Here is a 15,366-nt window from a genome sequence, read left to right as displayed (position 1 = left end):
CATCCGAGAAATATGCTAAAATGAAATAGTATGTTGAATGAAAAGAGGTAGTTAAATATGGCAGAAGCGTATAACCAAGAAGTAGTTGATTTACTTCAAAAAGAATTGACAGAGTATCGTCCGAAACAACTAACTACAGTACTGACCTTATTGAACGAAGGCAATACTGTTCCTTTTATTGCACGTTATCGTAAAGAAATGACAGGTAGTTTGGATGAAGTTCAAATTCGTGAAATCGAAGAGCGTTATACTTATCTAGGCAATTTAGAAAAACGCAAAGAAGAAGTGTTACGTCTGATCGATGAACAAGACAAATTGACAGATGAATTAGCGAAATCCATTCAAAAAGCGACAAAAATGCAGCAAGTAGAAGATTTGTATCGTCCTTATAAGCAAAAACGTCGTACCAAAGCGACAATTGCTAAAGAAAAAGGATTAGAGCCTTTAGCAGACTGGCTAATGAGTTTTCCGGAGCAAGGAAATGTCATCACTGAAGCAGAAAAATACATTGATGCTGAAAAAGAAGTTGATTCAGCAGATACGGCACTACAAGGTGCGCATGAAATCATCGCTGAACGTGTATCTGATGAACCTAAATTTCGTTCTTGGATTCGAGACTTTACCTTTAAGCATGGTCAATATATTAGTTTAGTCAAAGATGAAGAAAAAGATGAAAAATCGGTTTATGAAATGTATTATGATTTTTCAGAACCTGTTAGCAAAATGGTTTCTCATAGAGTTTTAGCTACAAATCGCGGTGAAAAAGAAGAGATATTGAAAGTAACCATTTTGGTAGAAGAAGAAAAAATCAGTTCTTACCTAGAACGACAATTAATTGGCAGCAACAAGCAGTCACCAACTGCAGCCTACGTTGAAACTGCTTATTTAGATAGCTACAAACGATTTATTGGTCCAGCAATCGAACGAGAGCTTCGTAATGAATTAACTGAAAAAGCAGACGAACAAGCGATCAGTATATTTGGCGAAAACTTACGGAATCTATTACTCCAACCGCCGCTTAAAGGGAAAGTTGTTTTAGGGTTCGATCCTGCTTATCGGACTGGATGTAAAATGGCGATCGTTGATGCAACTGGTAAAGTGTTAGCCATCCAAGTAATCTATCCTCACAAACCAGCTTCAGGAGAAAAACGTGCAGCAGCTGGTCCTGCTTTTAATAAATTGATCGAAAAATATCAGGTTGAAATGGTCGCGATCGGTAATGGAACAGCTAGTCGTGAATCAGAACTTTTTGTTGCAGAACAATTAAAACAAATCAAACGAGATGTTTTTTATGTGATTGTTAATGAGGCCGGAGCTTCAGTTTATTCAGCAAGTGATGTGGCAAGAACTGAATTTCCAGATTTGCAGGTTGAAGAAAGAAGTGCGGTCAGTATCGCTAGACGCCTGCAAGATCCATTAGCTGAACTTGTAAAAATTGATCCAAAAGCAGTCGGTGTGGGTCAATATCAACATGATGTATCACAAAAACGGTTAGCAGAACAATTGGATTTTGTTGTAGAGACCGCTGTAAACCAAGTGGGTGTAAACGTTAATACTGCTAGCCCACAGCTATTACAACATATTTCAGGTTTAAATAAAACAACTGCTCAAAATTTAATGGTCTATCGTGATGAGAATGGGGCATTCACTGCTCGTAATCAAGTTAAAAAAGTTCCGCGTCTGGGACCAAAAGCGTATGAACAAGCGATTGGATTTTTGCGTATTCCAAATGGAAAAAATATTTTGGACAATACAGGAATTCATCCAGAAAGTTATGATGTTGCTAAAGCCATTTTAGAAAAAGCTGACGTGAAATTAGCAGACCTTGGAACACCAGATGCTGCACAACGCATTAAGGGGTTATCTTTAACGGCATTAGAGACTGAATTAGCTGTCGGTAGTGAGACCTTAAAAGATATAGTAGCAGCTTTAGTTCAACCGGGAAGAGACATGCGTGATGAAATGCCGGCTCCTCTTTTAAGAAAAGATGTCTTATCTATGGAAGATCTTAAATCTGGAATGGAGCTACAAGGGACGGTTCGTAATGTAATTGATTTTGGCGCTTTTGTTGATATTGGTGTGAAGCAAGATGGCTTAGTGCATATTTCAAAACTGAGCACAAAATTTGTTAAACACCCTACCGATATTGTTGCAGTTGGAGACGTAGTGACTGTATGGGTGGAAGATGTAGACACGAAGAAAGGGCGCATCAGCTTAACGATGTTGCCACAAGCTGAAAGGAAAGAATAGCCTTGAGTCGTTTTTCTAAAGAAAGGCAATCAACAAAGCAAGAATTGACAGATGATCAATTGCAAACAATGGTCGAAGAGATTTCTTTGGCTTCATTTGGTAAAAAGTTTCAGCATAAGGCCTTTTTTAATCGTCGTTTGAGAACAACTGGAGGCCGTTATCATTTAAGCTCACATGAGATTGATTTTAATCCAAAAGTATTTGAATTTTATGGGGAATCAGAATTAATCAATGTAATCAAACATGAATTATGCCATTATCATCTTCATTTAGAAGGCAAAGGCTATCAACACAAAGATCCTGAATTTAAATCGTTACTGAAACAAACCGGCGGAAGTCGCTATGTTCGTCCATTAGTGGAGCAAAAGCCACAGTCCTACCATCAATACCAGTGCGAAAAATGCCAAACATTGATTTTACGAAAACGAAGAGTCAATACGCAACGCTATGTTTGCGGAAAGTGCCATGGAAAACTAATAGAATTATAGCTATAAAGTAACATTATGCCGTCTTTTCAAAAAATAGAAAAGACGGTATTATAATAAGATTAGCAGAACGGAGAGTAGAGATGATTCAACATTGGAACACCGTCATTAACTATTTATCTGCAAAAGAACCAATAGCTGGAGAATATGATCTTGCGATCCTAGCTGGCAATAGTCTTCCATATCTAGCTGATGAACTAGTTCAATTATTTGAAAATAAAACAGCACCTTTATTTATGCTAGTTGGCGGTATTGGGCATGCAACACCATTTTTACAGAAAAATTTTAAAAATATGGGTATCAAGGTTAATGATGTAAGTGAAACGGAAATGTATTTAGAGTATTTCAAGCAAAAGTATAACTTAGATGAGACTTTGTTTTTAACCGAGAGTACCTCCACTAATTCTGGTGAAAATGCACTGTTTTCATTAAATAAAGTGAAATCTATAGGCTTAAATCCAAAAAAAGTTTTATTATTGGAAGATCCTATTTTACAAAGAAGAATCAAAGCAACTTTTGAAAAAGAATGGCAACAAACAACTGCTGTTTTTACAAATTATGTTCCGATTGTTCCATATGTCAAAGCTGTTAATGAAGAAATCATTTTTGAAGAAGATAGACTTAATGGATTGTGGAGCAGAGATTATTTTCTTTCGTTAGTTTTAGGTGAAATTCCACGGCTTAGAAATGATGAGAACGGTTATGGACCTGAGGGAAGCAATTATATTGGCGCAATTGAAATACCTGAAAAAGTGGATCGATCGTATGATGCGTTGTGTCAGGTATATGATTATAGGCAAAAAAGATGATATTCGTTTATGGTAAAAGTAAAATATTGAATTTTTCTTGAAAGATTGACAAAAACTTGAGCGTATTTTATCATAGATTTAGAAAGTAGATACTTAGTTATAAAATGCGGTCATGGCGGAATGGCAGACAGGTGACCACCTGTTCGTAGACTAGCAGAAGCGGACGTGATGGAACGGCAGACATGCAAGATTGAGGGTCTTGTGGGCTTTAGCTCGTGCGGGTTCAAATCCCGTCGTCCGCATATAATTAAATCAAATCAATTTTTATCTGGCGGTTCTTGTTAAAGGTTATCTCTTTGACGAGTGATCGCCAAAACTGTTTTCTTTCGGCTAAAGATAAAGTTTCGTAATGTTCTTCCAAGTTTATATCAGCAAATTTTGTATAGATGCTTGTATCTATGGTTGGTATTTCAATTTTTTCAATTTTCTCAAGTTGTGATATTAAAGTTGCTCGATCTTCTTTGTATTCATCAAGCCCAATAATCTCGTTGAGGTAAGCTGCTTTCAAACGTTCAAGCTTATTCTCTATGGCTTGCCGCCTTTTTTGTTTGTCGTTATCATTGTTCTTTTTTTGATTAATGCTATTAACTTTTTGCTTCAGCAAGACTGGAATCTCGCTAAGCAAGTATTGTTCTAAAATGTGTTCTTTCAAAACTTTCGTGTTCGGGCATTTAGGCACTTGATACGCGTAACGACAGTTATAAATAGATACATGAGGGTATCGAGTTCGTGTGCCGTCTTTCCTTTTGGCTGAGTAGTAAGCTTTTTTTCCAGCATTCATTTTTCTTCCGCAATCTTCGCAGATTAATAGACCACTAAAAATGTACTCGTGTTTTGTATTCGATTTTTTATTCATTTTTAATTGCCTATTTACTGATTCAAAAAGTGTTTTACTCACTATTGGCTCGTTGTAGTTTTCATTGTCTCTAAAAATTCCAATGTACTTTGTATTTTTCAGCATTTCTCGAATTGACTGCGTGTTTCTTTGGATTCCAAACTCTTCAAGCAAATACCGTGATGTTTTGTTTAGATTTGCGTGTTCGTCATAAAATTCAAATACTTTTTTGGCGATCGGTGCTTGGTCATTTGACACTAGTTTTTTATTTTCAATTGAATAACCAAAAGGAGTTGTCCCAGAAATAACTTCGCCCATTTTTACTTTATTACTAAATACGGAAAGCATGCGTTCAGAAGTCATTTGGGCTTCTAGCTCAGCAAACGACATCACTTGATTTATAAATGTTTTGCCATATGCGGTTGTCGTATCGTAATAAGGCTGAGACACGGCAAGCCAGTTTACCTCGTGTTTCTCAAGTATATCCTGTGTATTAAGGTAATGTTTTAGTGATCTAAACCAACGATCAAGCTTAGTGAATAAAATTAGATCGATTTGATCGTGCCTAACATCATTCAATAGTCTGGTAAATTCGTCGCGATCCAACTTTTGACCACTTATTCCATCATCAACATAGACGGAATGAACGATGATATCCTTTTGACTGTTTACATATTCATTTAATGTATCTTGTTGTTCTCGCAAGCTGTCACCAAACTTCGCTTGTTGGTCACTAGATACTCGTATATAAAGTGCTGCTCGTTTCATAAGGGTTTTTCCTTTCTGTAAAAAAGAAAAGCCGGAAGGCTAGTCTGTTATAAATTCAATAATTCTTTTTTCTTCATTTCGAATTCGCCTCGAGTTATTATGCCATCATCTAAAAGTTGTTTCATCTCTCTTAGAGTGTCCAAGCTGTTCAAAGAATTTTTTAGAGCCAAAATGCCATCTAAAACAGATAAACAACTTTCTAAGTCTCTAGCGAACTTTTTAAATAGCTGAGAATTAGTATCTGTTTTTGACATATTAATAAACGGAATCATTGCTTTTTTGCTCTCTGTATCTTTACCATCTAATTCTAAAACTATCCAAAGATTTTTCACGTAACTTTTTTTGTTTCAGAACCTGTGAGCGCTCCTACAATTGCTCCTGCACCACCAAACAATACTCCTCCGACTGCGGCTCTACCTAATCCAGATTTCTTTGTCACTTCTTTGTCATCTTGATATACTGAGTATCGAAGTATGTTATCGAATCTCAAAAGGTATTTAGGTTTCATCATATATTTTGTAGAAATCATTAATAAATTATTTTTATTGTCAATCCACATATAATTTCCAATTTTTTTATCAGGATCGAATGATTTTGAATCTTGGTTCAGTGCTTTTTTATTATTACCCCAAAAAGACATGTTGATTACCTCTTTCAAATATAATATTTTTTACAATATGATTGTATCATGAAAGAGATTAAAAAACTACGCAATTTACATTAGTCATATTAATCTTGTTTAAATAAGCCAACCTCATAACTATTCAACATCTTCTCGCTATCTTTATCATGAGTAAGAATTTTTACTTCCTTCTTTACTAGATTGGCATGAAGATTTTCTCCAATATCCTCTAGAATATGGATAAAATCATGGACACGTTCAATATAAATCATTTCGCCTGTAACTAAGTATTGTAGTAAGTTATTCAGGTATTGTAAGTTGAGTTTAAAATTATAGTCTGTCTCCATCTTGTTTTGTTTTTGTGCTAATTTTATATACTTTTCAGCTCCAGTATGATCCATAGCATAAAGTTTAAGCGATATGATATTAATAAGAGTGTTGTGAGCGAATTTTTTTGTCTCAGTATTTCTATTTTTTTCAAACGGTACAGGAATAATTCTAGGAATGATTAAGTCAATTTGCTTAGCAGAAAACAATCTTGCTATATTAGATACAAGTATGTAATCGTGCTGCAAATAAAATTTCTTTTTCATCAAATCGTTAAAAATATCATCAACCTCTTGTTGATTAATTTCATCTACTTCATCCCAGTGTGATCCAAAGTAGTTTTTTACAGCAATGTAATTCGATAGTTGTGTGGGATTTTTATGTTCTATAGTTTTTAAATTTTTGTAATAATCAAGTAGTTTATTTTTTTTACTTTTATTGTCTAAGTGGGTAGCGCAATAAATGTATAAATCTTTAAACTTTGTTTGGTTATCATCTAAATCAAAAAAACGGAAAAATTCCCCTGAGCTTATACCCGTTTTATCGAAAATATTTTGAAGCTCATCTATTTTAATACTTCTTACATTTCCTTCAATTCTTGAATACGCTGATGAGTCCATGTACTCTGGCGCCATTTCTTTTTGAGATAGTTTAAGTTTAGTTCTAAAAAAACGTAAAGTATCGCCTATATTCATGTATTCCACCCTCTCTAAATGTGATTTTAACATGAGAATCGTGCTAAAAATATAAAATAAGATAAAATTAATAAAAAAAGCTGTTTTACATGTCAATTTCACAAATCAATAAATTGCTCTTTATTTTATGGTATCAGTTTGTTATTCTTTACCTATAGAGACGTATTAGTTTGCAAACATTACTTTCTTAAATGTGAATAGAGGAGGGAATAGGATGATTACTTTAATTGCTGCGGTAAGCGGATTAATATCAGTATACGTTATTACTTCTGGAGTATAAAAAAATCAGTTATAATTTAGTATTAAATAAAAAGTTGGTAACATAATAAAGCAAAAAAAAATAAAGAGCTGTTCCCAACATCCACAGGCTACCAACCTGTGTCGAGCGTCAGGAACAGACACTAAAGATATAGCTTTAGTGTACTACTCTAATAATGTAGCTATCGCTACAACAATCTTAGTATAACAAACTATTGACATAATAACATCATATATTTTTACTTTGTGTCAATATAAAGCCTATTTGTTATACGGTTGTGTAAGATATCTATAAATTTGAGACAGTACATGCAATTTATGTACTGTCTTTTTATTTTTATCGGGAGTTTTAAAAATAATGGAGGTATTGGTATGGATTATTGGGACTTAATTAAAGAAATGATTAATGAAATCGACGATATAGAAAAAATTAAATTTCTTTATGAATTAATTTTGAAACTTTAAAAAAGGCTGAGCTTATTCAGTCTTTTTTCTTCTTAAGTGCACTTAATGAAATAACCATATTCCTAACTATTTCAATTTCATCATCATTCAATTTTTCGAGATTTGTTATTATATCCGTAAAAGCCTGATTATCATTTTCCATTAATTTGAGAACTGTATTATAAACGGTAGAGTGAGTGTTTTCATCCGTATACTTCTTTTCTTCAACTAAGTCTGATTTGTTAATTCCGAAATAATTTGCCATCATCTCAATTTTATCAATTCTAGGATAAGTCTTCCCTTTAACCCAATCTGTGATAGTTGTATAACTAATTCCTAAATCGGCAGATAATTTATTTCTGTCAACGCCGTTTAACTCCATATATTTAACAATATTTTTCGCCATGATTTCTTTATTACCTAAATTACTAATAATAAACACCTCTTTCAAAAAAAATTATACGTCAAAACCGTAATATAATCAAGAAAATATATCAATTAATACGAATTAACCATAATAAAATACGTAAAACTGTTGACATTACGGTTTAACCGTATTATCATAACATTAAGAAAAGGAGGTGAGGCTCATGAAAGTAACTTTAAAAGCACTCAGAGCTAATAAAGGATATACTCAGCAACAAGCTGCAAAGTCAATCGGTGTATCGGCCGATACTTGGCGAAAATGGGAAATTGGGCAAACGTTTCCTGATGTTCCCAAGATTGATAAGATCGAGAAGGAATTCGAAGTTAAGTACGATGATATTATTTTTTTAGTTGGAATTACGGTTAAACCGTACAAGACGAAAAATTCAGCCTAGAAGGAGGAACTGAAATTGGTAAAAACTACAATTCAAACAAATGGGGAACCGAGCATCGCAGCTCAACGCAAAGCGATGAATATTTTGATTAAGGCTTTTGGACGACGACACGGAGTTGAGTTAGAAGGAGTCTTTAAAGATGAAGTTTCAGAAGCTGGCAAGGGTGAAAGTAAGGATTTATCAAAGGTTGAATAAAACCAACCAAGGAGGCTAGAAATGTGGAAACAATACTACTAGTAGCAGCTAACCTAATCCTACTAACCATATCAATCATCTGTTTTGCCACAGGCGAGACGGTGCAAGGGTGTGCGTTTTTAGCGGTGATGTGGGTGGGGAGTGTAGTAGATAGAATACAGAAATCAGGAGGAGGGAATATTAATGATTAAACATCATATTACTAAGTATATTGAAAATGAAACTAAATATGCTGAATCATGGATTCAATTAAACTTTTTCGGTAAAGCTTACTGCTTTTCTAAAAAAAGAATTGTACTGTAAAAAGCCGCTGCAGTCACAGCGACTTAAAGGGTTACTTTTTAACCCAACCATTACCTGGTTTTTGTGTAGGAGGTAGTCGATCGCCTGGATCAATATGAACTTCTCTACCTTTAGGTACATTTCCACCGCGAGGACCTACTTCTTTGTAATTTCCTCCAGGTTTGTTATCTGTACCTGGTTTAATGATTTCTTTAGCCATATATAAATTCACCACCTTAATTTATTTCAGCAGACCACTTGCTGATAGATAAAGTATACCAAGGTGAATGATTTCTAACAACATGAATTTAGGAAAGGAGTAGCCGAAATGAATCATTACTCAACTTCAGAAAAAATAATAATTGTTCTAACTGCGATCTTCAACATAGTTAAGTTATTTGGTGGAATAGGCATATTAATATATTTGCTGAAGTTTAACAAGAAGCTTTAAGAAAGGAGCGACAGAAATGAAACACAAACTAATTAATGCACTACTAGATACACCGTTAGCTATACTTATTGGCTTTTCGTTCCGTCAATCACTGTTATTTGGATTCTTCATGATAGCCGTATACGTATTTAATAAAGTGTTTGAGTTACCTAAGATTATCAAAGTTAATGGACGTAAAAGAAAAATTATTGATTAAGGAGGAATTTTAAAATGTCAGAAGAAATTAACGAAACAAAGAAAGAAACAAGATTTGAGAGTTCCGTTCACGTTTACAGAGCAATGCATCGCATGACGCAACAGCAGTTAGCTGACAAGGTGGGTAAATCTAGACAAACGATCATTCAGCTAGAAAGAAACAGGTACAATCCATCATTGCTACTGGCACATGATATTGCGGAAGTTTTTGAAGTTCCGATCGAACAAGTATTTACTTTTAAGAAAGGGGAATAATCATGGAAGTATTAGAACAAACATTAGATAGCCGTGAAGTAGCAAAAATGGTTAAAAGAAATCACAAAGAAGTATTGAGAGATATTAGGAAAATTATTTCTCGTGCCAACAAGAGCAAAAATGCGCTGGTCAGTTTTTTTATCGAATCTAGCTATACAGATAACAAAGGAGAAGATAGACCTTGCTTCTTGCTAACAAAAAAAGGCTGTGAACTTTTTAGTACTAGAATGACAGGTTCTAAGGGCGATGAGTTTGCTATGGAATATATTGAACGTTTTAACGATATGGAGACCCATATTAAACAGAGAGAGCAGCTACCACAATCACCAAGAGACAAATTAAAACTTATGTACGAATTTCAAGAAGACACAGCAAAAAGAGTTGATGAAGTTGCTGATCGAGTAACAGAAATTGAAGAAAATACCAAGATTGATGCCAGTGATTACGGATATATCGGACGTAGAGTAAATCAAAGAGTAAAAGAAATCGCTAGAGGGTATAACGCAACCAACAAGGATCAGCTAGCAACGCTTTATAAGGATATCAACACAGGAGTTAAACAAATTACTGGTGTTTCTACGCGTAGCCAGTTACGTCAAAAAGATTTTGACAAAGTAAATGAGTATATCAACAATTGGCAACCGTCAACAGCAACTATAACCATCATTAAAGATATGCGTGACTCGGCATAAGGGAGGCTTTTAAATGTGTGATCACTGTGAGCCATCACAAGGCAGGAAATTTAAACGATTGAATAATCGGAGAATATGGAATGATCGAACAAATCGTAACTACAAAATCAGAATCGGCAAATCATGGAAAGGCAACAAATATCAGAATCATAGATTAATGCTGTTTGAACACGGTGTGTTCGTTTCTTCCGTAAGAATTGAATATTGTCCGTTTTGCGGTCGGAAACTACACGGAAGTACAAAAAAAGACCAACAGGACTGCAATCCTAGTTAGTCGCTTAACAAAAGATATTAACAAAAGTATACCACGGAAAGGTGGATTTTGACAATGACACCAAAAGAAGCAGATGCATTGGATCATTATTTGACTACTCCGCCAGATGAGTTTTACCAGGAGTATGGAGATGAAATAGACGATACAGCGAATTGGAATATAGATGATTTTGGAAATGTTGTATATGAGAGTGATTGGGTTTTCGTCATGTATTTCAAGTGTCAGGATGTTGAGAAAAAATTTGTTGGCAGTCAAGAAGGCTTTATGACTGCATTAGATGAATATGACCCATCAAATTTGATTGCTGAGAAATTAGAAATTATCAGCGGGAAAGAGTGGTTGAATAAACAATGAGTGAGGAAAAAAAGTTAATCCACAAAATAGCAGAAATCACAAAAGAAGTAAAACGTATTCCAAAAACAGGATGGAATGATTTTCATAAATATGCATACGCTACTGAGAGTGATATTAAACAAGTTATACGTGAAGAATTAGCCAAAAGAGAGTTAGCGTTATTTTCGGACATTGTTTCCCATAATGTTGCTGAAGTACTAACAGCTAAAGGCAAGACTGAATACAGAACGACAATTGAAGTGATTTATACCATAGAAGATGCTGAGACAGGCGAAACTAGAATGTTTAAAGGTGTTGGAACTGGACAAGATGCAGGTGACAAGGGAGTTTATAAAGCTCAAACAGGAGCATTGAAATATGCTTTGACAAATCTATTCCAAATTCCGACTGGATCAGATCCAGAACTAGAAGGAGTTAAGCTGCAGCCGCCTAAGAAAGCGACAGAAGAGCAAGTGCAATCACTTAAAATTCTTATTGGAGTATTAGCTAAATTACAAGAGAAAACCGATGAAGAAGTGACAGCAAGCTTATTACGAAAAAAAGGTGTCCAAACTTTTATAGATGATATTACTTTAGAGGAATTTGAAACTCTTATCCGATATGCAAATGAATTACGTACTCACTTTGAAAAAATACAGAAAAAAGAAGCTAAAGAGAAGTGAATTAAATGCTTAAACCTTTGTTAGACACATACTCAGCAGTGCTTCAATTATTTAAAGGCAACGAAATAAAAGCAGAGATTAACGAGCAAGTGAATATCGATCGATTGAGGACCATGTACGAGGGTTACGAAGGCGATAGGATCATCGAGGTACGCTTTATTGACCCTCGGCGGTTCACAGTTCAACAGCGTAATTTCATTTATGCGCTGATAGGGGATATTTTCCTCTATTATGGACAGTCAACAGAAGATTTGAAGGAATACTTCTACTTTCTATTCGAGGGCATTAGCGGACGAAATATAAGCCTCGCTGATGATTCCAAATCTACAGTAAGCGATGCTAATTTATTAGCTGATATCATTTTAGATTTCATCTTTGAAAATAACATCCCGTTTAAAAAAGGCTATGAGATTCTACCAGCTAACCAAGAGTATTATTTTTACAAATGTATAACTAAAAGAGTGTGCTGTATTTGCGGTAAAACAGGAGCCGAGATTGACCACTTTGATAAGGCATTAGGCCGTAGGAGCCGAAAGAAAGTAGATCATAGCGAATATACTTTTGCTGGTCTGTGTCATGGTCACCATATGGAAAAACACACAATTGGTTTAACAGCGTTTAAAGCTAAATATCATGTTAAAGGTATCAAATTAAAAAACGAAACAATTAAGAAATTAAGGATAGGAGGGTGACATATGGTCAGTAACAAGGCATCGGATTTTGAACGAGAATGGCTACGGATTAGAAAATCTCTGTCAGATAAAAAGAAAATATTACTTGAAATACTAACATTTGCTTTTATAGCAGCTCATTCTTCCAAAAGCGATATTAATGTAGAAAAAATAACGAAAAGTGTCATTGTAGGAAACGAATTAAAAGAAAGTTTAATTTATAAAATGACAGTGAAAGATGAATAGTTAGGAGTGTTACCTTTCAATGATCGAAGAAATAAAAGACAAAATATATAAACTTGAAGCTCAAATAATAGAGCAACATTTAACCGTTGGCTGTGCCGAAGATGATGTCGATGAATTAGAATCCGAGCTTGAATCAGCAGAGGAAGATTTAAAAACTGAACTTAAATATTTGGAACAAATGGAAAATGAACTAAGCGATCTACAAGAGCAATTAGAAACTATTGAAGAAAATGGCGAAAGTGACGAGTTTTACAGTTACGGAGCTGGACAAACGCAAGAGGAAACATTGTTTGATTTTATCGAAGATTAATAACGGGGGAATGTACGTTGTCAGATAAACAAAAAAAACGTTATTACTGGCTCAAACTAAAAGAAAACTTTTTCGAAGAAGACACTATCGAATGGTTAGAAGAACAAACGAACGGGAAAGAGTATTGCCTAATATATCTAAAGCTGTGTCTAAAGTCTTTAAAAACTGACGGCATCTTAGCAAGAAATGTGGGCAATATGCTAATTCCTTATGATGCAGAAACACTATCCAAGATAACAAATTCTACTGTTGACACTATCAAAGTAGCTATGGATATCTTCAAAAAAATCGGTCTAATCCAGATATTAGATGGTGGCGAAATATATATAAATCAATTAAATGAGCTTGTTGGATCGGAAACAGAATATGCAAAACAAAAAAGACTGCAAAGAGCGAAAACGGACAATGTCCAGACGTTGTCTAGCGGATGTCTTGAAAATGTCGCCCAGAGTATAGAGTTAGAGAAAGAGTTAGAGATAAGAGATAAGAGTATAGATATATTGTCGGATAGCTCCGACGATGTGCCAACCGAACCACCAATTTATAAAAAAGTTATCGATTATCTAAACCTAAAAGCCAAAACAAGCTATCGATACCAAACTAAAGCAACACAGCAAAAAATTAAAGCACGCCTAGCGGAGGGGTTCTCTGAGCAAGACTTTTATACCGTAGTGGATAAAAAGACTCAAGAATGGCTCGATGATGCGGACATGCAGAAATTTCTTAGACCTGAAACTTTGTTTGGTACCAAGTTTGAGAGTTACCTTAATCAACTCAATAGCAAACCAAGACAGCAAGGAAGCTACCAACGCCAATCAATCAGAGAAGAGACTATGCCAGAGTCGGTAACCAATCCAACGCCAGAAGCTAAGTTGTCAAAAGAGGAACAAGCAGCGTTGGACGCTCAAATTGCAGCGTGGGAAGCGAGTAAAAAATGAAAGAACTAGATATCCAGAAATCAATCAAGAACTCATTAATTGCCATTGGTCACCGCTGTTGGCAAGTTGACAGTGGAAAGAAGCTCACCTATAAAACTCGTGGCTTTGGATTAGAAAAGGGATTCCCTGATTTATTTGGCTCACGTAAAGGCGATAACAAACTGTTTTTCGTTGAGGTGAAAAAATCAGATGGAGTTTTGAGTGATGATCAAAAAGCATTTTTACTGGCAGCTCATGAAAATGGGATTTTAAACGGAGTAGCCAGAAACGTGACTGAAGCAATTGAGATTATACAAGGCAAGAGAACTATTTTAGACGAAATAGAAGTGGAGGAAATAAACAATGAAATCTAATAAATTATTAAAACACCTAAAACGAGCAGTATCACAATTTGAATCTAGACCGATTCTAAAGTGCGCGCACTACGATAAAGATGGAAGCCTAGCAGCGACTGACTCACACCGAGTGCTATACATTAAAAATTTCCATGAACACAATAAAACATTTAATCAAGATGTAAAGACGATGGAGATTAAAGAGGAACCTTACCCTGACTTAAAAAGATTGTTGCCTGATAAAAAGAATAAAAAAACCACGGTGACTGTAAGTCTGGAAGTCTTATTGCGTGTTGCTAAAGCATTAAATACTCAAGCCAATGAAATTATTGAGATGGATATTTCTGATAATGTCATTAAGTTTATAAATTATCACGACAAAATGAATTACGGAGAACCAGTACAAATCAAAGTTAATGCGAGAGTCGAAGGGTCACCATTCAGAATTGCTTTTCAAGCGCAATACATTATAGACGCTTGCGAATTTTTATTAGATGCAAAAGATCGTTACGTTGCAGATGATGTTGAGATGACTTTATATTCATCTGTCAGACCGATGACGATGGAAATAAAAGAAGGACAATATTTGTATCTCGTAACACCCGTCAGGATGAATAGAGCGGAGGAAAATAATGATTAACAATGTTGTACTAGTTGGTAGGTTAACTGCTGATCCGAATTTACGATATACAAGCAGCGGTTCAGCTGTCGCAACCTTTACCCTTGCTGTCAACCGTAACTTTACAAATGCAAATGGAAACCGAGAAGCAGACTTCATCAACTGTGTTATCTGGCGTAAACCTGCTGAAACAATGGCGAACTATGCGCGTAAGGGTACATTGTTAGGCGTAACAGGTCGTATTCAAACGAGAAGCTATGAGAATCAACAAGGTCAGCGTGTTTATGTAACTGAAGTAGTCTGTGAGAATTTCCAATTATTAGAATCCAGACAAGCGAATGAAGATAGAAATAACGCTCAGGGGTCGCAGAATCAAAATGCAGACGTTTCAAACAAGTTTGAGGGTAATTGTTCATCAAATCAAAATAACACGTTTAAAACGCAAGATAATAGCCAAGGATCACAAGAACAGTTTTTTAACCCGAGCAAGCCACCGCTAAATGATGATCCATTTGGTGGGGCAAGCTCGACAATTGATATTTCTGATGATGACCTTCCTTTCTGAGAGGTGAA

General features: G+C 35.1%; 24 protein-coding genes and 1 tRNA gene. 19 read left to right on the top strand and 6 right to left on the bottom strand.

Going from position 1 to position 15,366, the window contains the following annotated elements; translation table 11 throughout:
• The first annotated feature begins 57 nt into the window (after positions 1 to 57).
• The 4 genes from IGI43_RS03965 to IGI43_RS03950 all read left to right on the top strand — a co-directional run bounded on the left by IGI43_RS03965 (position 58) and on the right by IGI43_RS03950 (position 3,786).
• Positions 58 to 2,250: a Tex family protein gene (locus tag IGI43_RS03965; RefSeq protein ID WP_438756536.1), complete on the top strand. Its 2,193-nt coding sequence runs from the start codon at positions 58 to 60 to the stop codon at positions 2,248 to 2,250.
• A gap of 2 nt (positions 2,251 to 2,252) precedes the next feature.
• On the top strand, positions 2,253 to 2,738 hold the full coding sequence (locus IGI43_RS03960; RefSeq protein ID WP_438756535.1) for a SprT family protein: 486 nt from the start codon (positions 2,253 to 2,255) through the stop codon (positions 2,736 to 2,738).
• Between the two features lie 80 nt (positions 2,739 to 2,818).
• The gene (locus IGI43_RS03955; RefSeq protein ID WP_438756534.1) at positions 2,819 to 3,544 is read left to right on the top strand and encodes an ElyC/SanA/YdcF family protein; all 726 of its coding nucleotides are present in this window, start codon (positions 2,819 to 2,821) and stop codon (positions 3,542 to 3,544) included.
• A gap of 159 nt (positions 3,545 to 3,703) precedes the next feature.
• Positions 3,704 to 3,786: transfer RNA gene (locus tag IGI43_RS03950), tRNA-Leu, on the top strand.
• 5 nt (positions 3,787 to 3,791) lie between these two features.
• Here IGI43_RS03950 and IGI43_RS03945 read toward each other — a convergent pair.
• The 5 genes from IGI43_RS03945 to IGI43_RS03925 all read right to left on the bottom strand — a co-directional run bounded on the left by IGI43_RS03945 (position 3,792) and on the right by IGI43_RS03925 (position 7,899).
• Complete coding sequence (locus tag IGI43_RS03945) at positions 3,792 to 5,147, bottom strand: recombinase family protein (protein ID WP_438756533.1); 1,356 nt, start codon at positions 5,145 to 5,147, stop codon at positions 3,792 to 3,794.
• Positions 5,148 to 5,194: 47 nt separating this feature from the next.
• A complete protein-coding gene (locus tag IGI43_RS03940; RefSeq protein ID WP_438756532.1) occupies positions 5,195 to 5,479 on the bottom strand; it encodes an SHOCT domain-containing protein in 285 nt (94 codons plus the stop codon).
• On the bottom strand, positions 5,476 to 5,787 hold the full coding sequence (locus IGI43_RS03935; protein ID WP_438756531.1) for a hypothetical protein: 312 nt from the start codon (positions 5,785 to 5,787) through the stop codon (positions 5,476 to 5,478). The genes IGI43_RS03940 and IGI43_RS03935 overlap by 4 nt, the downstream gene beginning before the upstream one ends.
• Positions 5,788 to 5,876: 89 nt before the next feature.
• Complete coding sequence (locus IGI43_RS03930) at positions 5,877 to 6,791, bottom strand: helix-turn-helix domain-containing protein (protein WP_438756530.1); 915 nt, start codon at positions 6,789 to 6,791, stop codon at positions 5,877 to 5,879.
• Between the two features lie 739 nt (positions 6,792 to 7,530).
• Entirely contained in the window at positions 7,531 to 7,899 is a 369-nt protein-coding gene (locus IGI43_RS03925) for a helix-turn-helix domain-containing protein (RefSeq protein WP_438756529.1), read from the bottom strand.
• Between the two features lie 184 nt (positions 7,900 to 8,083).
• Here IGI43_RS03925 and IGI43_RS03920 point away from each other — a divergent pair, with 184 nt between their 5' ends.
• Positions 8,084 to 8,314 carry a helix-turn-helix transcriptional regulator gene (locus IGI43_RS03920; RefSeq protein WP_438756528.1) on the top strand — a complete coding sequence of 77 codons (231 nt, stop codon included), beginning with the start codon at positions 8,084 to 8,086 and terminating at the stop codon, positions 8,312 to 8,314.
• A 15-nt stretch (positions 8,315 to 8,329) separates the two neighbouring features.
• On the top strand, positions 8,330 to 8,509 hold the full coding sequence (locus IGI43_RS03915; RefSeq protein ID WP_438756527.1) for a hypothetical protein: 180 nt from the start codon (positions 8,330 to 8,332) through the stop codon (positions 8,507 to 8,509).
• Between the two features lie 334 nt (positions 8,510 to 8,843).
• On the opposite strand, the gene IGI43_RS03910 is transcribed toward IGI43_RS03915, so the two are convergent.
• A complete protein-coding gene (locus IGI43_RS03910) occupies positions 8,844 to 9,011 on the bottom strand; it encodes a YjzC family protein (RefSeq protein WP_438756526.1) in 168 nt (55 codons plus the stop codon).
• Between the two features lie 247 nt (positions 9,012 to 9,258).
• On the opposite strand from IGI43_RS03910, the gene IGI43_RS03905 reads away from it, so the two are divergent.
• From IGI43_RS03905 to ssb, 13 genes are read left to right on the top strand one after another with little or no spacing between them, the layout of a single operon-like run.
• Positions 9,259 to 9,438 carry a hypothetical protein gene (locus IGI43_RS03905; protein WP_438756525.1) on the top strand — a complete coding sequence of 60 codons (180 nt, stop codon included), beginning with the start codon at positions 9,259 to 9,261 and terminating at the stop codon, positions 9,436 to 9,438.
• 14 nt (positions 9,439 to 9,452) lie between these two features.
• Complete coding sequence (locus tag IGI43_RS03900; RefSeq protein ID WP_438756524.1) at positions 9,453 to 9,692, top strand: helix-turn-helix transcriptional regulator; 240 nt, start codon at positions 9,453 to 9,455, stop codon at positions 9,690 to 9,692.
• A gap of 2 nt (positions 9,693 to 9,694) precedes the next feature.
• A complete protein-coding gene (locus IGI43_RS03895) occupies positions 9,695 to 10,384 on the top strand; it encodes a Rha family transcriptional regulator (protein WP_438756523.1) in 690 nt (229 codons plus the stop codon).
• A gap of 13 nt (positions 10,385 to 10,397) precedes the next feature.
• Positions 10,398 to 10,658, top strand: a complete 261-nt coding sequence (locus tag IGI43_RS03890) for a hypothetical protein (protein ID WP_438756522.1) — start codon at positions 10,398 to 10,400, stop codon at positions 10,656 to 10,658.
• A gap of 54 nt (positions 10,659 to 10,712) precedes the next feature.
• Positions 10,713 to 11,012: a hypothetical protein gene (locus IGI43_RS03885; protein ID WP_438756521.1), complete on the top strand. Its 300-nt coding sequence runs from the start codon at positions 10,713 to 10,715 to the stop codon at positions 11,010 to 11,012.
• Entirely contained in the window at positions 11,009 to 11,674 is a 666-nt protein-coding gene (locus IGI43_RS03880) for an ERF family protein (protein WP_438756520.1), read from the top strand. The genes IGI43_RS03885 and IGI43_RS03880 overlap by 4 nt, the downstream gene beginning before the upstream one ends.
• Before the next feature lie 5 nt (positions 11,675 to 11,679).
• A complete protein-coding gene (locus IGI43_RS03875; protein WP_438756519.1) occupies positions 11,680 to 12,366 on the top strand; it encodes a putative HNHc nuclease in 687 nt (228 codons plus the stop codon).
• A 3-nt stretch (positions 12,367 to 12,369) separates the two neighbouring features.
• Positions 12,370 to 12,591, top strand: coding sequence for a hypothetical protein (locus IGI43_RS03870; protein ID WP_438756518.1), 222 nt, complete (start codon positions 12,370 to 12,372; stop codon positions 12,589 to 12,591).
• Between the two features lie 19 nt (positions 12,592 to 12,610).
• Complete coding sequence (locus tag IGI43_RS03865) at positions 12,611 to 12,901, top strand: hypothetical protein (protein WP_438756517.1); 291 nt, start codon at positions 12,611 to 12,613, stop codon at positions 12,899 to 12,901.
• A gap of 17 nt (positions 12,902 to 12,918) precedes the next feature.
• On the top strand, positions 12,919 to 13,839 hold the full coding sequence (locus tag IGI43_RS03860) for a conserved phage C-terminal domain-containing protein (protein ID WP_438756516.1): 921 nt from the start codon (positions 12,919 to 12,921) through the stop codon (positions 13,837 to 13,839).
• Positions 13,836 to 14,192, top strand: coding sequence for a VRR-NUC domain-containing protein (locus IGI43_RS03855; RefSeq protein WP_438756515.1), 357 nt, complete (start codon positions 13,836 to 13,838; stop codon positions 14,190 to 14,192). Before IGI43_RS03860 ends, IGI43_RS03855 begins: the two co-directional genes overlap by 4 nt.
• Positions 14,182 to 14,814 carry a DNA polymerase III subunit beta gene (locus IGI43_RS03850; protein WP_438756514.1) on the top strand — a complete coding sequence of 211 codons (633 nt, stop codon included), beginning with the start codon at positions 14,182 to 14,184 and terminating at the stop codon, positions 14,812 to 14,814. Before IGI43_RS03855 ends, IGI43_RS03850 begins: the two co-directional genes overlap by 11 nt.
• Positions 14,807 to 15,358 (top strand): single-stranded DNA-binding protein, encoded by a 552-nt coding sequence (gene ssb / locus IGI43_RS03845; RefSeq protein WP_438756513.1) that lies wholly within the window; start codon positions 14,807 to 14,809, stop codon positions 15,356 to 15,358. Before IGI43_RS03850 ends, ssb begins: the two co-directional genes overlap by 8 nt.
• Positions 15,359 to 15,366 lie beyond the last annotated feature (8 nt).

This window comes from Enterococcus sp. AZ126 (assembly GCF_051714545.1).
GTDB lineage: Bacteria > Bacillota > Bacilli > Lactobacillales > Enterococcaceae > Enterococcus_L.
This window is presented reverse-complemented; position numbering and strand designations above follow the sequence as displayed.

Coding starts and splice junctions, on each gene's coding strand:
- IGI43_RS03890 (WP_438756522.1), top strand. CDS start 10,398: ATGTGTGATCACTGTGAGCCATCACAAGGCAGGAAATTTAAACGATTG.
- IGI43_RS03930 (WP_438756530.1), bottom strand. CDS start 6,791: ATGAATATAGGCGATACTTTACGTTTTTTTAGAACTAAACTTAAACTA.
- IGI43_RS03850 (WP_438756514.1), top strand. CDS start 14,182: ATGAAATCTAATAAATTATTAAAACACCTAAAACGAGCAGTATCACAA.
- IGI43_RS03925 (WP_438756529.1), bottom strand. CDS start 7,899: ATGGCGAAAAATATTGTTAAATATATGGAGTTAAACGGCGTTGACAGA.
- IGI43_RS03945 (WP_438756533.1), bottom strand. CDS start 5,147: ATGAAACGAGCAGCACTTTATATACGAGTATCTAGTGACCAACAAGCG.
- IGI43_RS03935 (WP_438756531.1), bottom strand. CDS start 5,787: ATGTCTTTTTGGGGTAATAATAAAAAAGCACTGAACCAAGATTCAAAA.
- IGI43_RS03920 (WP_438756528.1), top strand. CDS start 8,084: ATGAAAGTAACTTTAAAAGCACTCAGAGCTAATAAAGGATATACTCAG.
- IGI43_RS03855 (WP_438756515.1), top strand. CDS start 13,836: ATGAAAGAACTAGATATCCAGAAATCAATCAAGAACTCATTAATTGCC.
- IGI43_RS03880 (WP_438756520.1), top strand. CDS start 11,009: ATGAGTGAGGAAAAAAAGTTAATCCACAAAATAGCAGAAATCACAAAA.
- IGI43_RS03910 (WP_438756526.1), bottom strand. CDS start 9,011: ATGGCTAAAGAAATCATTAAACCAGGTACAGATAACAAACCTGGAGGA.
- IGI43_RS03955 (WP_438756534.1), top strand. CDS start 2,819: ATGATTCAACATTGGAACACCGTCATTAACTATTTATCTGCAAAAGAA.
- IGI43_RS03865 (WP_438756517.1), top strand. CDS start 12,611: ATGATCGAAGAAATAAAAGACAAAATATATAAACTTGAAGCTCAAATA.
- IGI43_RS03885 (WP_438756521.1), top strand. CDS start 10,713: ATGACACCAAAAGAAGCAGATGCATTGGATCATTATTTGACTACTCCG.
- ssb (WP_438756513.1), top strand. CDS start 14,807: ATGATTAACAATGTTGTACTAGTTGGTAGGTTAACTGCTGATCCGAAT.
- IGI43_RS03870 (WP_438756518.1), top strand. CDS start 12,370: ATGGTCAGTAACAAGGCATCGGATTTTGAACGAGAATGGCTACGGATT.
- IGI43_RS03875 (WP_438756519.1), top strand. CDS start 11,680: ATGCTTAAACCTTTGTTAGACACATACTCAGCAGTGCTTCAATTATTT.
- IGI43_RS03900 (WP_438756524.1), top strand. CDS start 9,453: ATGTCAGAAGAAATTAACGAAACAAAGAAAGAAACAAGATTTGAGAGT.
- IGI43_RS03905 (WP_438756525.1), top strand. CDS start 9,259: ATGAAACACAAACTAATTAATGCACTACTAGATACACCGTTAGCTATA.
- IGI43_RS03965 (WP_438756536.1), top strand. CDS start 58: ATGGCAGAAGCGTATAACCAAGAAGTAGTTGATTTACTTCAAAAAGAA.
- IGI43_RS03895 (WP_438756523.1), top strand. CDS start 9,695: ATGGAAGTATTAGAACAAACATTAGATAGCCGTGAAGTAGCAAAAATG.